The organism is Propioniciclava sp. (assembly GCF_036744435.1).
Taxonomy (GTDB): domain Bacteria; phylum Actinomycetota; class Actinomycetes; order Propionibacteriales; family Propionibacteriaceae; genus Propioniciclava.
The window spans coordinates 1-20933 of the sequence record NZ_DAIOIA010000046.1 but is presented as its reverse complement, the minus strand read 5'-3'; the positions used below and the strand labels follow the sequence as shown (position 1 = coordinate 20933).

Here is a 20933-nt window from a genome sequence, read left to right as displayed (position 1 = left end):
CCCTGATGCAGTTCGTGCCCGGCACCGACTTCATCTGCTCGGGCTACTCGTCCACGCCGAACTACGACAACATGTTCGCCGGTTCGAACTGGGACGCCGAGGACTACGACGACTGGGTCATCCTGCAGCGCGACCTGCGCGTCGACGGTGGCCTCGTGCCGGCCGTCGAGGAGGACGTCGTGGCGGTCCGCCGCAAGGCAGCCCGCGCCATCCAGGCGACGTTCAAGGAGCTCGGTCTTCCCGAGATCAGCGACGTCGAGGTGGAGGCTGCGACGTACGCACACGGCTCCAAGGACATGCCGGCTCGCAACGTCGTGGAGGACCTGAAGGCAGCCGAGGAGATGATGAAGCGCGAGGTCACCGGCCTCGACGTCGCCAAGGCCCTGTCCAAGGCCGGGTTCGACAACGTGTCCGAGGCGGTGTTCAACCTCCTCAAGCGCCGGGCCGCAGGTGACTACCTGCACACCGCCGCCATCTTCGACCGCGACTTCAACGTCAACTCGGCCGTCAACAACCCGAACGACTACACGGGCCCGCAGACCGGCTACCAGATCACTCCCGAAAAGTGGGAGATCCTCAAGACGATCCGTCAGGCCGTCAGCCCGGAAAGCATCTGAGGTGAGCACCATGGATCAAGCAACCATCAAGCGCCTCGTCGAAGAGGTCGTCCGCGAGCTGGCAGCCCAGCCGGCCGCGGCCCCGTCCTCGGCGGCGGCCCAGCCCGTCGGCGGCGGCGTCACCACCATGACGCCGACCACGGCCGGTCACCTGACCCTCACCGAGACCGGCGACGCCGCGCGCGGCACCGATCCCAAGGAGGTCGTGATCGCGCTGTCCCCGGCCTTCTCCTCCAGCATCCACGAGACCATCATCGGCATCCCGCATGCCACGGTGCTCAAGGAGATCTGCGCTGGCATCGAGGAGGAGGGCCTGAAGTACCGCTTCGTCCGGATGTACAAGACCGCTGACGTCGGCTTCGTCGCCCACGAGGCGGCGAAGCTGTCGGGTTCTGGCATCGGCATCGGCATCCAGTCGCGCGGCACCACGGTCATCCACCAAAAGGATCTCCCCCCGCTGAGCAACATCGAGCTGTTCTCGCAGTCGCCGCTGATCGACGAGGCGACGTTCCGCGCGATCGGCAAGAACGCGGCCAAGTACGCCAAGGGTGAGAACCCGACGCCCGTGCCGATCCGCAACGACCAGATGGCCCGGCCGAAGTACCAGGCCATCGCGGCCCTGCTGCACAACAAGGAAACCCGGCTCGTCGACCTGACCAAGAAGGCTCAGGGCCTTCAGATCAGCTTCGGATAAGGAAGATCGTCATGGATCAAGAGCAACTCATTCGCCAGATCATGGCCGAGGTCATGAAGAACCTCGGCGGCAACGATCAGGTCACCTTCGAGAAGAAGGCCGCCCCGGCCTCGTCGACCGGCACCGCCCGGATCGGCGTCGCCGACTACCCGCTCGCCGAGAAGTCCCCCGACCTCGTCGTCACTGATAGCGGCGTCAAGCTCAACGACCTCACCTTCGAGAAGATGAAGTCGGGCGCCATCTCGGCCGCCGACTTCAAGATCTCCTCGGAGACGCTGGAGCTGCAGGCTCAGGTCGCCGACGACTCCGGTCGCGGCCCCCTGGCCCGCAACATGCGGCGCGCCGCCGAACTGGTCAACGTGCCCGACGAGCGGCTGCTCGCCATCTACAACGCGCTGCGTCCCTACCGCTCGACCAAACCCGAGCTGTACGACATCGCCGCCGAACTCGAGGGCACCTACGGCGCCACCGTGTCGGCCGGTTTCGTCCGGGAAGCCGCCGACGTGTACGAAGCCCGCGGCCGACTGCGCGTCGACTGACCGTCGCCCACTCCCCACCCACGACCGAAGGAACGATCAACGATGAGCCTTGTCGCCGGCGTCGACATCGGGAACGCGACCACTGAGGTCGCGCTCGCCCGGGTCACCGGCGCGGGCATCGCGTTCCTGGCCAGCTCGACGATCCCCACCACGGGGATCAAGGGGACCGAGGCCAACCTGCAAGGCGTCTTCCAGGCCTTGCAGGAGGCCCTCGGCCGGGCTGGGCTGGCGCTCCACGACCTCGACATGGTGCGGGTCAACGAGGCCGCCCCCGTCATCGGCGACGTCGCGATGGAGACCATCACCGAGACGATCATCACCGAGTCGACGATGATCGGGCACAACCCCTCTACCCCCGGCGGACTCGGGATCGGCGTCGGCACCACCATCGGGATCGATGATCTGGGCGGCGCCGCATCCGGGCGTCCCTGGATCGTGGTCGCCGACCGCTCCCACCCCTACGACGTGGTGGCGTCGCTGCTCAACGCCGCGAGCCATCTCGACATCACCGGGGCCATCCTTCAGGCCGACGACGGCACGCTCGTGCACAACCGTCTCGAGCGCAAGGTTCCCATCGTCGACGAAGTGCGCCTCATCGAGAAGGTGCCGCTCGGCATGCTGGCCGCCATCGAGGTGGCGGAGGTCGGCCGGATCGTGGAGACCCTCTCCAACCCGTTCGGCATCGCGACCCTGTTCGGCCTGGACCACGAGGACACCAAACAGGTCGTCCCGCTGGCCCGTTCTCTCGTGGGCAACCGCTCGGCCGTCGTCATCAAGACGCCCAAGGGCGACGTCCAGGAACGCAGGATCCCCGCGGGGCGGCTCACCGTGCACGGCGATCCCCGCGACGCGGTGGTCGACGTCGAGCGCGGGGCCGGCGAGATCATGGACGCGGTCACGTCCGTGCGCACCGTGACGGACGTGACCGGGGAACCCGGCACCAACGTCGGCGGCATGATGGAGAAGGTCCGGGTCACCATGGCCCAGCTCACCGACCAGCACCCCCGCGACATCCGCATCACCGACCTGCTCGCCGTCGACACCCAGGTGCCCCGTCAGGTCGCGGGCGGCATCGCCAACGAGTTCTCCATGGAGGCGGCCGTCGGGGTCGCCGTCATGGTCAAGACCGACCGCCTGCAGATGACGCGGCTGGCGGAGCGGCTCTCGCGCCAGATCGACGTCCCCGTCGAGGTCGGCGGCATCGAGGCCGACATGGCGATCCGCGGCGCACTCACCACCCCCGGAACCGCGGCCCCGCTCGCGATCCTCGACATGGGCGCCGGGTCGACCGACGCGTCGGTCATGCGGGTGGACGGCTCGGGGGTGTCGATCCACCTCGCGGGGGCCGGGAACATGGTGACGCTGATGATCCAGTCCGAACTGGGCCTGGACTCCTTCGAGACGGCCGAGGACATCAAGCGGTATCCGTTGGCCAAGGTGGAGACGGTGTTCAACATCCGCCACGAGGACGGCACCGTCCAGTTCTTCGACACGCCGCTCCCGCCCACGGTGTACGCCCGGGTCGTCGTCCTCAAGCCCGAAGGCATGATCCCGCTCGGTCTCGACCTGCCCGTCGAGGCGATCCGGCAGATCCGGATCCGGGCCAAAGAACGCGTGTTCGTGACCAACGCCCTGCGCGCGCTACGGAAGGTGTCGCCCAACGACAACGTCCGTGACATCGATTTCGTCGTGCTGGTCGGCGGCTCAGCGCTCGACTTCGAGATTCCGCAGCTGGTCACCAGCGCTCTGGCCGAGTACCGGGTGGTCGCCGGGCGGGCGAACATCCGCGGCACCGAAGGCGCCCGCAACGCAGTGGCGACCGGACTCGCGCTGAGCTGGGCGGAGGGCCGGTCATGAAGCCCACGCCGCCGAGCATCTGCGTCCGCGTCCACCACGACGTGACGCGGGAAGACCTGCTTCCCCTCCTCCTGGGGATCGAAGAGGAGGGCGTGCCCGTCGAGGTGACCCGGCACGAGCAACTGAACCCCCTCACGCTCGCCCACGAGGCCGCGATCGAGTCCGCGCTCGGCATCGGCGTCGGGGTGGCTCTCGACTACGTGGTGATCACGACGGAGAAGCTCCCCGAGGACCGGCCCTACATCGCCAGGTTCCTCGCCGATGCGGACGGTCGCATCGCCGGCGGAAACGCCGCCCGCGTCGTCAAACGGCTGCCGTTGCGGCCCTTCGACGCGTCAACCCCCGAGTTCGGTGACTGAAAGGAAGCACTGATGGAAGCACTAGGCATGGTCGAAGTGGTCGGCCTCGTCGCAGGCATCGAAGCCGCCGACGTGGCCTGCAAGACCGCGAACGTCTCCCTGGTCGGCTATGAGCTCGCCAAGGGCGGCGGCCTCGTGACGATCAAGGTCCTGGGACAGGTCGGCGCCGTGACCGCGGCCGTCGACGCGGCCGCCCAGGCCGCCGCGCGGATCACCCGGGTCGTCAGCACGATCGTCATCCCGCGTCCGAACGGCCAGGTCGAACCCCTGGTGTACTCGGCCGCCACGAAGGGCTACACGCCGGAGCCCTCCCCGGGCGCGGAGCCCGCCGACGACGCGGAGCCCGCCGCCAAGCCCGGAACCGCACCCGCCGCCAAGGCGGCACCCAAGACTCCCGCCGGGAACCGAACCCCCGCACGGGACACCGCCGAGGCTTCCGCCACGGCGACGGCATCCGATGCCAAGTCAACTCCTGGAAGGAAATGACCGATGAGTCAAGCGCTGGGTCTCATTGAGACCAAGGGATTCGTGGGGGCCGTCGAGGCCGCCGACGCCATGACCAAGTCCGCCAACGTCTCGCTGGTCGGCACCGAGAAGATCGGCGCCGGCTTCGTCACCGTGCTGGTGCGCGGCGACGTCGGGGCCGTGAAGGCCGCCGTCGACGCCGGGGCCGCGGCCGCGTCCCGGGTGGGCGAGCTCGTCTCCCAGCACGTCATCCCGCGTCCCCACGGCGACGTCGAGAAGATTCTGCCCAAGGCCTGAGCATGTCCGATTCGCAGTTGATTGCCTCCATCGTCGACAAGGTTCTGGAGAGGATCGCCGAGGCCGATCCGCGGCAGGTCGTCGTCGGCATCTCGAACCGGCACGTGCACCTGTGCGACGCCGACTTCCTGACCCTGTTCGGCTACCCCGCCCCCCAGGTCAAGAAGTACGTCCGCCAGCACGGGGAGTTCGCGGCCGAGGAAAGCGTGACGCTGCACGGACCGAAGGGAACCATGGCCCGCGTGCGGGTCATGGGACCCAACCGCTCTGCCTCGCAGGTCGAGCTCAGCCGCACGGACTGCTTCGCGTTGGGCATCAAAGCCCCCATGGCGCAGTCTGGGCACCTGGAGACGGCCGCCCCCATCGAGATCGAGGGGCCGGCCGGCCGCGTCTCGCTCGACCATGCGGTGATCGTCGCGGGACGCCACATCCACATGGGCCCCAGCGATGCTGCGGCACTCGGGGTCCACGACCAGGACCGCGTCAGTGTCCTGTTCGGGGGCGAGCGCGGGGGTCGGCTGGACAACTTCCTGGTCCGCGTCAAGGAGTCCTACCTGTTGGAGTTGCACCTCGACACCGACGAAGGAAACGCCATCGGCGCCGCGACCGGCGACTACGTCACGATCTGCGAGAACTGAGCCGACATGTCCCACACCACACCGCTGCACCGGTTCGCACAGCTTGTGTCGACCGGCGACTCGGTCGCGCCGCAGGGCCCCGTGCGCCTCGGTGTCGACCTGGGCACGGGCAACATCGTGCTCGCGGCGGTGGACGGAACCGACGCGCCCATCGCGGGTGCCAGCGTGCACTCGACGGTGGTGCGTGACGGTGTCGTCGTGGACTGGCTGGGCGCGGTGAAGGCGGTCCGAGGACTGAAGGAGGTCGTCGAGGCCCGGCTCGGCGTCCGCTTCGACTCGGCCGCCGTCGCCGTGCCGCCCGGCATCGACGCGGGCACGTCGAAGGTCTTCAACAACGTCGTGGAGGCGTCCGGGCTGGAGGTTCTCGAAGTCGTCGACGAGCCCGTCGCCGCGGCCACGGCGCTCGGCGTGCAGACCGGTGCCGTCATCGATGTCGGACACGGCACCACGGGCGTGTCGATCCTGCGCGACGGCGTGGTGCAGGCCTCGATCGACGAAGCCACCGGGGGACACCACATGACCTTGGTGATCGCCGGAGCCCTCGGGATGGGGTACGAGGATGCTGAACTGTTCAAGCGCGACCCCGCGAACGCCGACCTGGTCTTCGGGGTGGTCCGGCCCACCCTCGAGAAGATGGCGACGATCGCCGCCCGGGCGCTGGAAGGCCAGGCTGACCTGCCCATCCACCTGGTGGGAGGCGCGAGTTCCCTCCCCGGCACCGCCCAGGTCTTCAGCGCGGTGATCGGAGCCCCGGTCACCGCCTCACCCGACCCGCTGTTCCCGACTCCGCTCGGGACCGCCATGCGGAGGACGTCATGAACGAAACCCACCTGCGCGACCTCATCACCCGCCTCGTCGCTGAGCTCATCGGGTCCACGCCGACGCCCCGCAACGCGTTGGTGCTGTTCACCGGTGCCCTGCTGGGTTTCGACGAGGCGCTGGCGTCCCTCGCGCGCATCGGTGACGACCTTCACCTCGACTGGACGCAGACCCCCAGCGCGACGCGAATCCTGGATCAGCAGGCCATCGGCGCGGTCGGGATGACGCCGGTGACCGAGTCGCTGGTCACCTCGCACGACCTGCTGATCCTGCCGACACTCACGGTCAACATGGTCGCGAAGGTGGCACACGGCATCGGCGACTGCCTGGCGTCCAACGTGATCGCCGAGTTCGTCATGGCGGGCAAGCCGGTCGTCGCGGTGACCAACGCCGCCTGCCCCGACTCGGCCGACAAGCGGGGCTGGTTCCCCGCCATGCCGGACGGCTACGCCGCTCTGCTGCGCGAGAACCTGAGCCGTTTCGCCTCGTTCGGGGTGACGCTCACCAGCGCCGCCACCCTCGACTCCGCGGTGCGCCGCGTGCTCGGGGACGGTGCCACCGAGGGCGGGCCGGACTGCGACCTGAAAGTCATCTCCGCGTCGGTCGTCGAGACCGTTGAGCCGGGCGCACGGCTGCGCATCCGGCACGACGCGCTCGTCACCGACCTTGCCCAGGAGGCGGCCGCCGCCTCCGGAATCACGCTAGAGAGGGTGTGACGCATGTATCTGGCCAAGGTGATCGGCACGGTGGTGTCGACCAGTAAGGACGCCCGCCTCGTCGGCTTCAAGTTGCTGCTGACCCGCCGGCTGTCCGTGGACGCCGTCGAAGAGGGACTTCCCGAGGTGTGCGTCGACACCGTGGGCGCGGGGAGCGGTGAGACCGTCATCGTGACCAAGGGATCCTCCGCCCGGTTCGCGGCGGATCGCAGCGACGCCCCCATCGACTCCACGATCGTCGGCATCGTCGACACCGTGGAGATCGGCTAAGCACATGCCCGCCGTCTACACCCGCACCGGCGACACGGGATCCACCGGCCTCTTCGGTGGCTCCCGTGTCGCCAAGCAGAGCCTGCGCGTCGAGGCCTATGGCACGGTGGACGAGGCCAACGCCGCACTGGGGCAGGCCAAGGCGGGGCTCGAACCGGGCCCCTGGCGCGACCGGATCCACGGCGTTCAGCAACGACTGTTCGTCCTGGGCGCCGAGCTTGCCTCCGACACGGCAGGCGCGCAGATCCTCGACGGCACGATCTCGTCGGCCGACATCGACGTCCTCGAACACCTCATCGACGACTGCCTGGCCGTCACCGGCCCGCAACGCGCGTTCGTCGTGCCCGGACGCGACGCCGTGTCCGCTCCCTTCCACCTGGCCCGTACCGTGGTGCGCCGCGCCGAGCGGCGCGTCCTGACACTGGCCGAGACCGAGGCGGTACGCCCCGAGCTCATCACCTACCTGAATCGGCTCTCCGACGCCGTGTACGCGCTGGCCCGGCTGACGGAAACCTGGTTCGAGGCCGCCAGGATCGAGGAGGTCGTGCGCGCCGCCGTCGCGAAGGTCACCGGGAGCCCCGGCGCCTCGACCACGGCGAGCGCACCCGCTCCCACCCAGACCACGCCGGGCCGGTGGGCTGCGATGCGGCCGGCGCCGGAGACGCTCAGCCTGGAGCTGTGCAAGCGCCTGGCCGAGGCCGCCGAGGCGAAGGCGTCCGAACTGCGCGTGCCCATCGTGTTCGCCGCCGTCGACCCGGCAGGCAACCCGATCCTGCTCCACCGCATGGCCGACTCGTTGCTGGCAAGCATCGACATCGCCATGAACAAGGCGTGGAGCGCGAACGCCTTCCGGCAGTCGACGGCCGCGCTCGGCCGGGCGGCCGCCGACACCTTGCCGGGGCTGGCCGACGGCAACCAGGGCCGGGTGGTGCTGTTCGGCGGGGGCGAACCGGTCTTCGCCCGCGGCACCCTGCTCGGCGGCCTGGGGGTCTCCGGCGGCACCGTCGACGAAGACTGCGACATCTTGCACTATGCGATGACAACCGTGATGGGAGAACTCTGATGACGATCGATGCTGCTCAGATCGAAGCGGTGATCCGGAAGGTGCTGGCCCAGATCCCGGCCGAGGACGCCCCCGAGGCGTCCGGCGGGGACGGCGTGTTCGACGACATGGAGGCGGCCATCGCCGCCGCAGACGCCGCCGCGAAGGCGTACCGCCGTTGCTCGTTGGCCGAACGGCGCCGCTTCATCGCGGCTGTCCGCGAGGTCATGTCGGCGCCGGAGAACCTGGACTACATGGCCGCCCAGGCCGTCATCGAGACCGGCATGGGTGACGTCGCCCACAAGTACCTCAAGAACAAGATCGCCGCCCAGAGCACGCCCGGCGTCGAGGACCTGGAGACCACCGCCTGGTCGGGGGACGGCGGGCTCACGACCGTCGAGTACTCGGCATACGGCGTCATCGGCGCCATCACCCCCACCACCAACCCGACCGAGACCATCATCTGCAACACGATCGGGATGCTCGCCGCCGGTAACGCGGTCGTGTTCAGCCCCCACCCGCGCGCCAAGAACCTGTCGCTGTGGCAGGTGCGCCAGATCAACCGGGCCCTCCGCGAGGCGGGGGCGCCCGAGAACCTGGTCGTGACGGTGTCCGAACCCTCCATCGAGGCCACCAACGCGATGATCTCGCACCCGGCGGTGCGGATGCTGGTCGCCACCGGCGGCCCCGGCATCGTCAAGACGGTGCTGAGCTCGGGGAAGAAGGCCATCGGCGCGGGCGCGGGCAACCCGCCCGTCGTGGTGGACGCCACAGCCGACATCGAGCACGCCGCCAAGTGCATCGTCGACGGGGCGAGCTTCGACAACAACCTGCCGTGCACCGCCGAGAAGGAGTGCCTGGCCGTCGACTCGATCGTCGACCTGCTCAAGTTCAACATGATCAAGGCGGGTGCCTACGAGGCGAGCCCCGAGGAGGTGCGCAAGCTGGAACAGTTCGTCCTCAACGACAAGGGGACCGGCCCGCGGACCTCCTGGGTCGGCAAGCCCGCCGCCACCTTCTTGAAGGAGATCGGTGTCGAGGCTCCGGTCGGGGTTCGCCTCATCATCGCCGAACTGCCCGCCGACCACCCGTTCGTGGTGCACGAGCTGATGATGCCGATCCTGGGCGTGGTCCGTGTCGCCGACGTGGACACGGCGATCGACCTGGCCGTCGAGCTGGAGCACGGCAACCGGCACACCGCGATCATGCATTCCCGCGACGTGAAGATGCTCACCAAGATGGGACGCGAGATCCAGACCACGATCTTCGTGAAGAACGGGCCGTCGTTCAACGGTATCGGCATCGGCGGCGAGGGGTATGCCACCTTCACCATCGCGGGACCGACGGGGGAGGGGCTCACCCGGACCCGCAACTTCGCCCGGACTCGCCGTTGCGTCATGGTCGACGACCTGAACGTCCGCTGACCATGCGTCCGCTGCGCATCGCCGTCACGGGGGCGGCCGGGCAGATCGGCTACTCGCTGCTGTTCCGGATCGCCGCAGGCGGCCTCGCCGGGGATCGCCCCGTCGAACTGCGGCTGCTGGAGGTGCCCGGCGCGCTGCAGGCGCTGGAGGGCGTCGTGATGGAACTCGACGACTGCGCCTTCCCGCGGCTGGCCGGAGTCGAGATCGGGTCCGATCCGCACGCCGTCTTTGAGCGTGCCAACCTGGCTCTGCTGGTGGGGGCGATGCCGCGCAAGGCGGGCATGCAACGCTCCGACCTGCTGGCGGCCAACGGCGCGATCTTCGCCAGCCAAGGCCGTGCGCTCAGTGAGGTGGCAGCCGACGACGTGCGCGTGCTGGTGACGGGGAACCCCGCCAACACGAACGCGCTGATCGCCTACCGCAACGCGCCCGGCATCCCGCCGCAACGGTTCTCCGCGCTGACCCGGCTGGACCACAACCGGGCCACCGCGATGGTCGCCCGCCGCTCCCGCCTGGGCGTGGACCGCGTCCGCAACGTCACGATCTGGGGCAATCACTCGGCCACCCAGTACCCGGACCTGTTCCACGCCACCATCAACGGGGCGCCCGCGGCGTCCTGGCTCGGAGACGACGCCTGGCTGAACTTCACCTTCATCCCGGACGTCGCCGAGCGGGGAGCAGCCATCATCGCGGCCCGGGGCTCCTCCAGCGCCGCGTCCGCCGCGAACGCCACCCTGGAACACGCCCGCGACTGGCTCTATGGCACCCCGGCGGGGGAGTGGACATCGATGGCCGTGGTCAGCGACGGCTCCTACGGGGTGCCGGCCGGGCTGGTGTCGTCGTTCCCGGTCACGTGCGCCGACGGCGACTGGGCGATCGTGCCGGGGCTGACGCTCAACGCGTTCTCGCGCGCCAAACTGGATGTGTCACTCGAAGAGTTGCGGCGCGAGGCCGACGCGGTGGCGGCGCTCGGCTTCCTTCCCTGAGCGTGGCCGGGCGTGCGCCGGTGCGGAACCGGTGGACGACGCCGGAGCGGCTCGCGGCCCGGGACCCGGGCTAGCCTGGGGCCATGGGGAGCGACGAGCAGGGTCGGCGGGCGGACGCGTTCCTGCGCACCGGTGCCGACTACCACCGGCTGCGGCCCCCTTACCCGGACGAGATCATCGACTGGATGCTGCCGGCTGGGGCACACGACGTCCACGAATGGGGTGCGGGCACCGGCCGCCTCACCGACTCCTTGGTGGCGCGCGGGGTGCGCGTGACGGCGATCGATCCATCCGCCAGCATGCTGGCCGAGTTGGCGGGCCGCCACCCCGACGTCGCCTGCGTCGTCGCCCCCGCGGAGCGTTCTGGGCTGGCCGCCGCGTCCGCGGACGCCGTGGTCGTCGCGCAGGCGTGGCACTGGCTCGACCCGCTCGCCGCCTCCCACGAGGCGGCCCGGGTGCTGCGCCCGGGAGGTCGGCTGGCGATGGTGTGGAATCAACGCGTCTCCGCCGACGCCTGGCAGGAGGAGTTCGACCGGGTGCAACCGGGCGCGCGAGGGATCGAGTTGGCCGATACCGCCGACGAGGTGCCGCATCCGCCGTTCGGCGCCCGGCAGGAGCGCACCGTCACCTGGAGCCGTGTCGTGCCCGCTGAGGACTTCCTCGCCCTCTACACCACCCATTCGCCCTTCCTGATCGCCACCCCCGACGTGCGCGCCGAGCGGCTGCGGCGCTGGCGGGCGCTGCTCGTCGAGCACGGTGATGCGCCGCTCACCGAGCGGTACGTCACCCACGCCTGGCGCTACTCCCTGGCCGGCTAGACACAGCCGGGGCGAGCGAGCGGCGCGTCCGACCCGCGCGAGCGCGGCGTGTTAGCCTCGACCAATGCACAGCCACCCCCTTGTGCCCGGTTCCTCGCGCATGCGTGGACGCACCCTCACCGCCGCCCTCCTCGCGTGCGCGGCGCTCGCCCTGACCGGTTGCACCCCGGGAACACCCCGGACCGCGGTCATCGATCGGGCCACCCCGGCCCCCGTCCCCACGCTGACCCAGCCGACGCCCACGGTCTCGCCGGTCGTCGAGTCGAGCCCTGATCCCGCGGCGGAGAGCGCGGACACGCCCACCCCGGACGCGGGTGCGCCCTCGTCTCCGGCCACCGGGTCGGCCGGATCGCCTGCCGCCCGCCCGCCCTCCGTCACCGCTGAGGAGGCCGACGAGCCAGTCGGCACCACCTCGGCGCCCACCACGCAGCCGCGGGCCACCGCCGAGAATCCCGGCCCTGCCACGTCGGCTCCGGTCGCCCCCACCGGTCCGACCCAGCCGACGCAGTCGGTCCCGCTCCAGCGCTCCGCGCCGCGTCCTAGCGCTCCTGCCGCCCCCACGTCCTCCGGCCCCACTGCGTCGACCCCGCCCACACCCACCGCGACGTCGACCCCGACCACCCCCGCCGCGGCGCTCGTCCCGACTCGTGCAGCCTTGACGGTGGTCGGCGACGACGAGATCGCGAACGTCACCCGTGAGGCCGCCGCCTGGTACAAGACGTCGGGACCCACGCGCTTCTACGCCGACTCCGATTCGGGTCCTCAGGAGGTCGTGATCCCCCGCCAGTACGTGCTGGGCGCCCGAGACGCGGTCGTGGAAGGGTCACGCGTCCGCGTCGACTACCGCGGCGTCAGCGGCTGGGTCGACCTCAGCGATGTCGCCCAGGTCGATCAGACCACGATCGGGGCAACCCTGGACTCCTACACCGATCAGGAATACGCCGAGGTGCTGCAGAGCCAGGTGGCGGCCTTCTGCCCCGACGTGCGCTACGACGTGAGCGCGTCGAGTGAGCGGGCCGGGCAGTACAACGCCGCCCACAGTGCCGTGTTCACCACCGCGAACGGGGTCAAGACCGCAACCTCCGACATCGTCATCAACTTCGGACGCCGGGACCTTCCCGATCCCGAGTTCGCCCTGGTGCGGTCCATCAACTCCCACGAATGCGCGCACGTCGTCCAGTACCGGGTCTATCCTCCCGATCCCGAGACGGGCGAACTCAGCGGAGGCTTGGCCGCCACCACCGAGAAGTACTGGGGCGGCGTCGACAAGCCGGGGGAGCACTTCACCGACTGCATCGCCGACCAGATGGGCGTGCTGCGCCACGGCGAGTCCTGGAACACCGCGGGCGGCTGGATCTCCGGGTACGGCGGGACGTGCAGCGCGACTCAATCCGACGTCGCCCGTCGCGTGCTGGGCGGCGAGAAGGTGACGTGAGCGCGCCCAGACGGTGACGCCCCCGCACTCATCGGGACTGTGGCAAGTCCGCGCACGGGTGAATGCGGACAGCCCCGGTGGGCGCGCCTCGGCGGCGCTACATTCGGGGGATGGACATCCTTCTCATCGGTGGCCACGGCAAGGTGGCGTTGTTGTTGGCTCCGCTGCTGGCTGAGCGTGGCGATCATGTGGATTCCGTCATCCGGTTCTCCGACCAGGCCGACGCCGTCCGCGCCGCCGGGGCCTTCCCGGTGGTCGGTGACGTCGAGCAGGCCAGCACCGAGGACCTTGCCTCACTGGCGGCGGGCCACGACGCCCTGGTGTGGTCTGCCGGGGCCGGCGGCGGCGATCCGATGCGGACCTACGCGGTCGACAAGGATGCCGCGATCCGATCCATCGACGCGGCCCGTGCGGCGGGGGTGCACCGGTATGTCATGGTCTCCTACTTCGGTTCGAGTCTTGACCATGAGGTGCCTGCAGGCAGCCCGTTCTTCCCCTACGCGGAGGCGAAGGCCGCCGCGGACGCCTACCTGCGCGCCAGTGACCTGGCGTGGACCATCGTCGCCCCCAGCGCGCTGACGCTGGAACCGGCGACGGGCCACATCGACGCCGACGCTCCCGCGGCAGGGTCGGTCAGCCGCGCCGACGTGGCTGCTGTGGTGGCCGGTGTCCTCGCCGACCCCAGCACGATCGGCAAGACCATCGCGTTCAACACCGGCGACATCGCGATCCGCGAGGCGCTGGCCCAGGCCTGAACCGGCGTACCACGGTGGGCGGCCCGCCCTGGCCTGAATCGGCGCGCCACCGAGGGCGGCCCGCCGGGCCGGTCAGTTCGGTGGGAGAGGACGGCGCCGCACGCCGGCGCGGGCCAGCTCCAGTTCGGCGAGGGCCGTCAGGGCGTCCGGGTCGCCCGTCCGCCAGGCGGCGACCGGGTCGAGAGCGACGCTGTGCAAGGCGTCCAAAGGCTGACTGGTGAGGGCCCGCAGGGCGAGCAGGTCGGTGCCGTCGACCGTGTCGGCCAGCGCGCTCACCTCGGCGATCCGCCGCGCGAACGCGAGTCGTCGCGGGAGCCAGATCACGATCATGAGCGCCACGGGGATCGCGAAGGCCAGAACACCCGCCACGGTGGCCGTCTGCTCGATGGCCGCCACCTGAGCGGAGGCCGAGCCTGCGAGATCGTTCAGGGTCGCGGCCATGCCGTCGAACGGCTGCCGGAGGTCGTCGCCCACGAGCGGGATGCCTGCGGCCTGGTTGGCGACGTCCGCGGTCTGCGCGCGTAGGTCCTCCGCGAGGCGTCCCGCCTGCCGCGACGGCTCGGCGACGGCCCGGATCACCCCGTCGGTGAACCGCCCGACGAACCACCAGCCGATGCCCCACGCCAGGACGAAGACGTCGGCGATCACTTGGCGGGTGAGCCGCCACGACGGCCGGGCGTAGAACTGCATCAGAGCATGAACCGGTAGAACGGGCTGGACGGGTCCACCCGCTCGGCCTTGATAGGGCTGTGGTCGATGCGCTCGAGCAGCCCGGGAAGGGTGCTGGGGTCGCCCAGTTCGATGCCCACCAGCGCTGGGCCGATCTCGCGGTTGCTGCGCTTGACGTACTCGAAGTGGGTGATGTCGTCGTCGGGGCCGAGCACCTCGTCCAGGAACCGGCGCAGGGCGCCCGGCTCTTGGGGGAAGCTCACCAGGAAGTAGTGCTTGTGGCCTTCGTAGACCAGCGATCGCTCCACGATCTCCGCGTACCGGGAGACGTCGTTGTTGCCGCCGGAGATCACGGCCACGACGACCTCGCCGGGGCGCGGCGGGTCGAGTCGCAGCGAGGCGGTCGCGAGCGCCCCGGCGGGCTCGGCGATGATCCCGTCGGACTGGTACAGCGCGAGCATCTCGGTGCAGATCGCGCCCTCGGGGACCGACAGCAGGCGGGGGGAATGCTGGGCGGCGACCGCAAACGTCAAGTCCCCGGCCCGGCGGACGGCGGCGCCATCCACGAACGTGTCGATCATGCCGAGGGTGGTGGGGTGCCCGGCGTCCAGCGCCGCAGCCAGGCAGGCTGCGCCGGTCGGTTCGGCCGCCGTCACCGATGTCTTGGGCGATCGTTCGGCCAACCAGACCAAGCTTCCGGCGAGCAGGCCGCCCCCGCCGACCGGAAGGATGATCCGGTCGGGTTCGCGGCCCAGTTGCTCGACGGTCTCCTTGGCGACGGTGCCCTGCCCGGCGATGGTGCGGGCGTCGTCGAAGGCGGGGACGATGACCGCACCGGACGCGGTGGCAGCTTGCTGGGCGGCCGCGGAGGCCTCGTCGTAGGCGTCCCCGACGACGACCAGTTCGATGAACTCCTTGCCGAAGTGGCGCATGCGGTCGCGTTTCTGGCGAGGGGTGGTGGAGGGGACGAAGATCCGCCCCTTGATCCCGAGGGCCGCGCATGCCATGGCGACACCCTGGCCGTGGTTGCCGGCGGAGGCGGCGATGACGCCGGCGGCCCGCTCCGCATCGGAGAGCTGGGCGATGAGGTTGTAGGCGCCGCGGATCTTGTAGGACCGCACGGGCTGCAGGTCTTCGCGCTTGAGCCAGACCTGCGCCCCGGTGGCGTCGGAGAGGCGCTCGTTGTACTGCAGCGGGGACTCGGAAATGACCCCGGCCAGGCGGCGGCTCGCGGCGTCAACGTCGGCAACGGTGACGGGCAGCGGCTCGCGGCGGCTCCCAGTCGGAAGGTGACTCACCCGGCCATTGTGCCGCGCCCGCGCTCGGGGGACTCACCTGTGTCGTCGATGAGATCGTGGAGGGCGGGCGCTCCCCGGCGGAGGGCGTCGGCTTCTGGGAGGTCGCTCCCCGCCTCTGGCCGCCCGGGATGGTCGGCCGTGGTACCGAGCTTGTCGGGCCGCGACGTCGGCGCTGGGTTCTCCCAGACGTGGGAGACGGGGGCGTCGGACGCGTCCAGTTCGCCCCTACGGGGACGCCCCAGAGCCGACGGTACCGCGGTGGCGTCCTCGACCAGTTCGGGGGCGGCGATCTGGCGCAGCGGCTCTTCGACGGCGGTCAGCGGCGCCAGTTCCGCCGAGGTGACGTCGAGATCCCGGAAGCGGCGCGCCGTCACCATGACCCGGTTCTCCAGGGAGCCCACCGAGGCGTTGTAGGCCTTCACCGCGCTGCCGAGCGCCCGGCCGAGCCTGTCCACGTTGTGCCCCAGGCGGCCCAGCCGGTCGTACAGTTCGCGCCCCAGCTGGGACACCTCGGCCGCCGAGGCTGCGAGCTTGGCCTGCTTCCAGCCGTACGCCACGGCGCGCAGCAAGGCGATGAGGGTCGTGGGGGTGGCGACGATGATGTCGCGCGCATTCGCGTACTCATGCAGGTCGGGGATCAGGCGCAACGCCTCGAAGCCGAGGGCCTCGTTCGGCACGAACAGCACGACGAACTCGGGCGTGCCCGGGTCGGCCTTCCAGTAGTTCTTGGCCGACAACTGATCGACGTGGGTCTTCACGTTCTTGGCGAACAGGCCCAGCAGCCGCTCCTTGTCGCGCTCGTCGTCGGTCTCTTGAGCGTCCAGGAACGCCGACAGTGGCACCTTGGAGTCGACGTAGATGAACTTGCCCTCGCTGAGGGTCACCTTGAGATCGGGACGGATCACCCGGTCCTCACTGGTGGCCGAGGTCTCCTGCTGGACGAAGTCGCAGTATTCGAGCATGCCCGCCAGTTCGGCGACCCGCTTGAGCTGGAGTTCACCCCAGGCGCCGCGCACGTGAGGCTTGCGCAGTGCGGTCGCGAGCGCGTTGGTCTCCCGGCGGAGCTGCTCGCCGGTGAACTGGACGGCGCGGACCTGCCCGGCCAGCTCCGTGGACATCTGTACGCGGGCCTTCTCGACCTCACCCAGTCGCGTGTTGAACGCCGCCAGGCTCTCCTTGATGGGGGCCATGAGCTGCTCGGTGGCCTTGAGCCGCTGCTCGGCGTTCGCGTCGGCCTTGCGGCCCTGGTCGTCGAGGGCCTGCCCGGACAACAGCTTGAACTCCTTCACGAGCGCGTCGCGATCGGCGGCGATCTCCGCGGCCCGGGCCACCGCGACATCGCGCGCCGCCTGCGCGGCGATCACCTTGGCCTCCCAGCCGGCGGCCTTGGCCTGGTGCTCGGCGGCCTCGGCGTGCGCGGCAGACGCTTCTGCGCGTGCCTCGGCGACGGCCCGGTGGGCGCCCTCGGCCTGGGCGCGGGCCTCCTGCATCCGGGCCTGGGCCTGGCCCACCCGCACCTCGGAGGAGGCGATGTCGGCGCGGGCGCGCTCGGCGTCGGCCCGGGCCGACTGCTCGGCCGCCCGCAGCCTCTCGGTGGCTGCCTGCGTGTCGGAGCCGGGGGTGCGGCGCAGCGCCAACCACGCCCCGGATGCGCCGAGCACGACACCGATCAGGAGGGCGAGGAGGAGGAAGCCGACGTTGTCCATACGCATGATCGTGTCAGCCGGCTGTGACAGTTCCGGTGACGCTCGCCGCGGGGCCGCGGGTTGCGCATCCGCGCCGGAAACGTCGGTGGGGTGCGGCAGGATGGTGGCCATGGACGCTCGCGCACACATCGACGACCTGGCAGCCTTCATCACCGCCTCGCCCAGTTCCTTCCACGCCGCCGCGGAGGTGGGCCGCCGCCTCGCGGAGGCGGGTTTCACCGAGCAGCGTGAGGGGGACGCCTTCGTGGACGAGCCACGCGGCGGCTACCTGATTCGCGACGGCGCGATCGTCGCCTGGCATCTCCCCGCGACGCTGGATCCTGCCCGTGCCGGGTTCCGGATCGTCGGCGCCCACACCGACTCGCCCGCGCTGAAGCTCAAGCCGCAGCCCACCGCGTCCGGATCGGGGTGGCAGCAGGCGGCCGTCGAGATCTACGGCGGGCCGCTGCTCAACCAGTGGCTGGATCGCGAACTGGGGGTCGCCGGGCGCGTCGTCACGCGCGAGGGGCGCCAGGTGCTCGTCTCCACTCCCGCGTGGTTGCGGGTGCCGCAGGTCGCGCCGCACCTGGACCGTTCGGTCAACGAGTCACTGCACCTGGATCGGCAACAACACCTCAAGCCGGTGTTCTCGGTGGGTCGTCCGGAGTTGGATCTGCTGGAGCTGATCGCCGACCAGGCGGGCCTGGATCCGGCCGACGTGGTCGCCCACGACCTGTACTGCCACGTCACCGAGGCGCCGGCCGTGTTCGGTCCGACGGGGGACTTCTTCGCGTCCTCCCGCCTGGACAACCTCTCCTCGGTGCACGCTGGTCTGGCCGCGCTGCTGGCCGCAGACGAAGGCGACGACATCACCGTTCTGGCCGCCTTCGACCACGAGGAGGTCGGCTCGGGATCACGCTCGGGCGCGGCCGGGCCGCTGCTGGAGCAGGCGCTGCGCCGGATCGCTGGGGCGCTCGGCGTCGAGGGGGACGCCTGGCATCGCCTGTTGGCACGCAGTTCGTGCATCTCCGCCGACGCGGGCCACGCCGTTCACCCGAACTATCCGCAGTTGCACGACCCGGAGCACCGACCGCTGCTGAACGCGGGGCCGCTGCTGAAGCACAACGCGAACCTCCGCTACACCACCGACGCGGCGGGCAACGCCCTGTGGCGCCGCGCGTGCGCGGTCGCCGACGTGCCGGTGCAGGACTTCGTCAGCAACAATGCCGTCCCGTGCGGCTCGACCATCGGCCCCATGACCGCCGAGCGGCTGGGCCTGGTGATGTGCGATGTGGGCATCCCGCTGCTCAGCATGCACTCGACCCGCGAACTGGCGGGCGTCCAGGATCCGGGGTGGTTGGCTGCGGCGCTGAGCGCGTACTACGCGGGAGCCTGAGTCCCGAGCCTGGCGTCTCTGCCCGCGAGCGCTGATCGGGGCATGTCTCCTCGTTCGGGAGATTCGCTGTCGCGGTGCCAGTCGGGGAGCTAATCCCAGCGTCTCGTCGTGCTCGCGCTCCCGTGTGGAGTACGCCGACTAGAGCGTTGGGCGCGCGACGAGCGTCTCCGGTTCGAGGTGGACCTCGAAGGCGACCGAGTTGGCGATGAAGCACCACTGGTGGGCGAGCGCGTGGGCGGCGCGGGCGGCGTCCACCATGGCGGGGTCGGCGACGGTGACGCGCGGCCGCAGCGTCGCCGAGGTGATGCGTCCGCTGTTGCCCTGGGTCGTCATGGCGGCGGAGGCTTCGTCGCTGTAGTCCACGACGATGACACCCGTACTCACCGCGGCGTGCAGGTAGCTGAGCAGGTGGCACTCGGCGAGCGCCGCGAGGAGGAGCTCTTCGGGGTTCCAGCGGGTGCCGTCGCCGCGAAAGTGCGGGTCGGCGGAGGCGAGCAGGTCGGGTTTGGCTGTGCCGCTCAGGGTCACGGCCCGGTCGTAGTCGCGGTAGCCGCTGGTGCCGGTGCCGCGGTTACCCGTCCAGGTGAGGTCGACCCGGTACTCGTGCTCGCTCATGCCCCGAGTCTGCGGAGCGCGACCGGCCCGGTCAAGGCAGGCCACGCGTCCGGCGTCGGGCCTCGTGGTTCCCATAGGATGGTGGATCGTGGCACTCACCATCGGAATCGTCGGGCTCCCCAATGCGGGCAAGTCCACCCTGTTCAATGCGCTGACGCGCAACAACGTGCTCGCGGCGAACTACCCGTTCGCGACGATCGAGCCGAACGTCGGGGTGGTGGGGGTGCCGGACCCGCGGCTGAACAAGCTCGCCGAGGTGTACGGCTCGGAGAAGATCATTCCGGCCACGGTCAGCTTCGTCGACATCGCGGGCATCGTGAAGGGCGCCTCCCAAGGCGAGGGGATGGGCAACGCGTTCCTGGCCAACATCCGTGAGGCCGACGCGATCTGCCAGGTCACCCGCGTGTTCGAGGACGCCGACGTCACCCACGTCGACGGGTCGGTGAACCCCGGCAACGACATCGAGACCGTCACCACCGAGCTGATCCTCGCCGACCTCCAGACCCTGGAGAAGGCGCTGCCCCGGGTGGAGAAGGAAGCGCGGATCAAGAAGGAGACACGCCCGAAGCTGGAGGCCATGCAGGCCGCCCAGGAGGTGCTCAACGCGGGCACCACCATCTTCGCGTCCGGCATGGACATCACCGAGTTGCGCGACCTGTTCCTCCTGACCGCCAAGCCGTTCATCTACGTGTTCAACTGCGACCAGGACGAACTCGCCAACACGGCCCTGCAGGAGCGGATGAGCGCCCTCGTGGCGCCCGCGGACGCCGTGTTCCTCGACGCCAAGTTCGAATCCGAACTGGTGGAGATGGAGGAAGACGAAGCCCGCGAGTTCCTCGCCGAGATGGGCGTCACCGAACCCGGCCTCGACAAGCTCGCCCGCGCCGGGTACGACACCCTCGGCCTGCAGAGCTACCTCACCGGCGGCCCCAAGGAGGCCCGCGCCTGGACGATCCCCCAAGGCGCCACCGCCCCCGAGGCCGCCGGAGTGATCCACACCGACTTCCAGAAGGGCTTCATCAAAGCCCAGATCGTCTCCTTCGACGATCTCGTCGAGCACGGCTCCGAAGCCGCCGTGAAGGCCGCAGGCAAGATGCGCCTGGAAGGCAAGGACTACGTGATGGCCGACGGCGACGTGGTGGAGTTCAGGTTTAACGTCTAGCGATAGCCTCCGCACGCGAGCAACCTCGGATACCCGCTCACCGGGCTCGTCGGTGTACCGGCTGGTCGTACGTGCGGCGGGGCACTTCGACCAGGGACGCAACGCGCACCAGGGGCGGTCAGGTGGGTCTGCCGGGCCCGACACGACCGGACCGAGCGCCGCCTCCGCCTGGCGCGCCGTGGGGGCCGCGTCATCGGAGATGCTAAGCATGGTGAATGACGCCTTGGACCACACGCCTGTGCTGCGCCGCCGCCACCGTCGCCCTCCTGGCCGCCACCGGGTGCACCGCGACGGGAGGCAATGCCACCACCGAACCGAGCCAGGCGGGGTTCCTGTCCGCCGCCCGCGCCTACTGCATGGAGAAGGGCGGGACGGTC

The 20933-nt window shown here is 70.3% G+C and carries 23 protein-coding genes; 19 read left to right on the top strand and 4 right to left on the bottom strand.

Annotated features, from left to right (window positions below; genetic code table 11):
• From V7E09_RS07830 to V7E09_RS07750, 17 genes are all read left to right on the top strand, one after another.
• Window positions 1-617: propanediol/glycerol family dehydratase large subunit (locus V7E09_RS07830; protein WP_324523228.1), on the top strand; the 617-nt coding region annotated here is incomplete at its 5' end.
• 10 nt (window positions 618-627) lie between these two features.
• Complete coding sequence (locus V7E09_RS07825; RefSeq protein WP_324509698.1) at window positions 628-1311, top strand: propanediol/glycerol family dehydratase medium subunit; 684 nt, start codon at window positions 628-630, stop codon at window positions 1309-1311.
• Window positions 1312-1322: 11 nt separating this feature from the next.
• Window positions 1323-1850 (top strand): diol dehydratase small subunit, encoded by a 528-nt coding sequence (locus V7E09_RS07820; RefSeq protein ID WP_324509697.1) that lies wholly within the window; start codon window positions 1323-1325, stop codon window positions 1848-1850.
• A 42-nt stretch (window positions 1851-1892) separates the two neighbouring features.
• Window positions 1893-3707 carry a diol dehydratase reactivase subunit alpha gene (locus V7E09_RS07815; RefSeq protein ID WP_324509696.1) on the top strand — a complete coding sequence of 605 codons (1815 nt, stop codon included), beginning with the start codon at window positions 1893-1895 and terminating at the stop codon, window positions 3705-3707.
• Window positions 3704-4066: a glycerol dehydratase reactivase beta/small subunit family protein gene (locus V7E09_RS07810; RefSeq protein WP_324509695.1), complete on the top strand. Its 363-nt coding sequence runs from the start codon at window positions 3704-3706 to the stop codon at window positions 4064-4066. Before V7E09_RS07815 ends, V7E09_RS07810 begins: the two co-directional genes overlap by 4 nt.
• A gap of 12 nt (window positions 4067-4078) precedes the next feature.
• A complete protein-coding gene (locus tag V7E09_RS07805; RefSeq protein ID WP_324509694.1) occupies window positions 4079-4552 on the top strand; it encodes a BMC domain-containing protein in 474 nt (157 codons plus the stop codon).
• Window positions 4553-4555: 3 nt separating this feature from the next.
• Window positions 4556-4828, top strand: a complete 273-nt coding sequence (locus V7E09_RS07800) for a BMC domain-containing protein (protein ID WP_324509693.1) — start codon at window positions 4556-4558, stop codon at window positions 4826-4828.
• A 2-nt stretch (window positions 4829-4830) separates the two neighbouring features.
• Window positions 4831-5466, top strand: a complete 636-nt coding sequence (pduL, locus tag V7E09_RS07795; RefSeq protein WP_324523227.1) for a phosphate propanoyltransferase — start codon at window positions 4831-4833, stop codon at window positions 5464-5466.
• A 6-nt stretch (window positions 5467-5472) separates the two neighbouring features.
• Window positions 5473-6285: an ethanolamine utilization protein EutJ gene (gene eutJ, locus V7E09_RS07790; RefSeq protein ID WP_324509691.1), complete on the top strand. Its 813-nt coding sequence runs from the start codon at window positions 5473-5475 to the stop codon at window positions 6283-6285.
• Complete coding sequence (locus V7E09_RS07785; RefSeq protein ID WP_324509690.1) at window positions 6282-7001, top strand: flavoprotein; 720 nt, start codon at window positions 6282-6284, stop codon at window positions 6999-7001. The genes eutJ and V7E09_RS07785 overlap by 4 nt, the downstream gene beginning before the upstream one ends.
• 3 nt (window positions 7002-7004) lie before the next feature.
• Entirely contained in the window at window positions 7005-7271 is a 267-nt protein-coding gene (locus V7E09_RS07780; protein ID WP_324509689.1) for a EutN/CcmL family microcompartment protein, read from the top strand.
• A gap of 4 nt (window positions 7272-7275) precedes the next feature.
• Window positions 7276-8334, top strand: coding sequence for a cob(I)yrinic acid a,c-diamide adenosyltransferase (locus tag V7E09_RS07775; RefSeq protein WP_324509688.1), 1059 nt, complete (start codon window positions 7276-7278; stop codon window positions 8332-8334).
• Window positions 8334-9737 (top strand): aldehyde dehydrogenase family protein, encoded by a 1404-nt coding sequence (locus tag V7E09_RS07770; protein ID WP_324509687.1) that lies wholly within the window; start codon window positions 8334-8336, stop codon window positions 9735-9737. The genes V7E09_RS07775 and V7E09_RS07770 overlap by 1 nt, the downstream gene beginning before the upstream one ends.
• Entirely contained in the window at window positions 9734-10723 is a 990-nt protein-coding gene (locus V7E09_RS07765) for a malate dehydrogenase (RefSeq protein WP_324509744.1), read from the top strand. Before V7E09_RS07770 ends, V7E09_RS07765 begins: the two co-directional genes overlap by 4 nt.
• An 83-nt stretch (window positions 10724-10806) precedes the next feature.
• Window positions 10807-11541 carry a class I SAM-dependent methyltransferase gene (locus V7E09_RS07760; protein ID WP_324509686.1) on the top strand — a complete coding sequence of 245 codons (735 nt, stop codon included), beginning with the start codon at window positions 10807-10809 and terminating at the stop codon, window positions 11539-11541.
• Window positions 11542-11605: 64 nt separating this feature from the next.
• Entirely contained in the window at window positions 11606-12976 is a 1371-nt protein-coding gene (locus tag V7E09_RS07755) for a hypothetical protein (protein WP_324523226.1), read from the top strand.
• Window positions 12977-13086: 110 nt separating this feature from the next.
• Window positions 13087-13731 (top strand): NAD(P)H-binding protein, encoded by a 645-nt coding sequence (locus V7E09_RS07750; RefSeq protein WP_324509684.1) that lies wholly within the window; start codon window positions 13087-13089, stop codon window positions 13729-13731.
• Window positions 13732-13803: 72 nt separating this feature from the next.
• Here the strand turns inward: V7E09_RS07750 and V7E09_RS07745 are convergent, their stop codons facing one another.
• From V7E09_RS07745 to V7E09_RS07735, 3 genes are read right to left on the bottom strand one after another with little or no spacing between them, the layout of a single operon-like run.
• The gene (locus V7E09_RS07745; protein WP_324509683.1) at window positions 13804-14421 is read right to left on the bottom strand and encodes a hypothetical protein; all 618 of its coding nucleotides are present in this window, start codon (window positions 14419-14421) and stop codon (window positions 13804-13806) included.
• Window positions 14421-15698 carry a threonine ammonia-lyase IlvA gene (ilvA, locus tag V7E09_RS07740; RefSeq protein ID WP_324509682.1) on the bottom strand — a complete coding sequence of 426 codons (1278 nt, stop codon included), beginning with the start codon at window positions 15696-15698 and terminating at the stop codon, window positions 14421-14423. Before ilvA ends, V7E09_RS07745 begins: the two co-directional genes overlap by 1 nt.
• Window positions 15695-17404, bottom strand: a complete 1710-nt coding sequence (locus V7E09_RS07735; protein ID WP_324523225.1) for a DNA recombination protein RmuC — start codon at window positions 17402-17404, stop codon at window positions 15695-15697. Before V7E09_RS07735 ends, ilvA begins: the two co-directional genes overlap by 4 nt.
• A gap of 100 nt (window positions 17405-17504) precedes the next feature.
• Between V7E09_RS07735 and V7E09_RS07730 the strand changes: the two genes are divergently transcribed.
• Complete coding sequence (locus V7E09_RS07730) at window positions 17505-18779, top strand: M18 family aminopeptidase (RefSeq protein WP_324509680.1); 1275 nt, start codon at window positions 17505-17507, stop codon at window positions 18777-18779.
• Window positions 18780-18917: 138 nt separating this feature from the next.
• Here the strand turns inward: V7E09_RS07730 and V7E09_RS07725 are convergent, their stop codons facing one another.
• Entirely contained in the window at window positions 18918-19394 is a 477-nt protein-coding gene (locus tag V7E09_RS07725; protein WP_324509679.1) for an OsmC family protein, read from the bottom strand.
• An 88-nt stretch (window positions 19395-19482) separates the two neighbouring features.
• Between V7E09_RS07725 and ychF the strand changes: the two genes are divergently transcribed.
• Window positions 19483-20556 carry a redox-regulated ATPase YchF gene (gene ychF, locus V7E09_RS07720; RefSeq protein WP_324509678.1) on the top strand — a complete coding sequence of 358 codons (1074 nt, stop codon included), beginning with the start codon at window positions 19483-19485 and terminating at the stop codon, window positions 20554-20556.
• Window positions 20557-20933 lie beyond the last annotated feature (377 nt).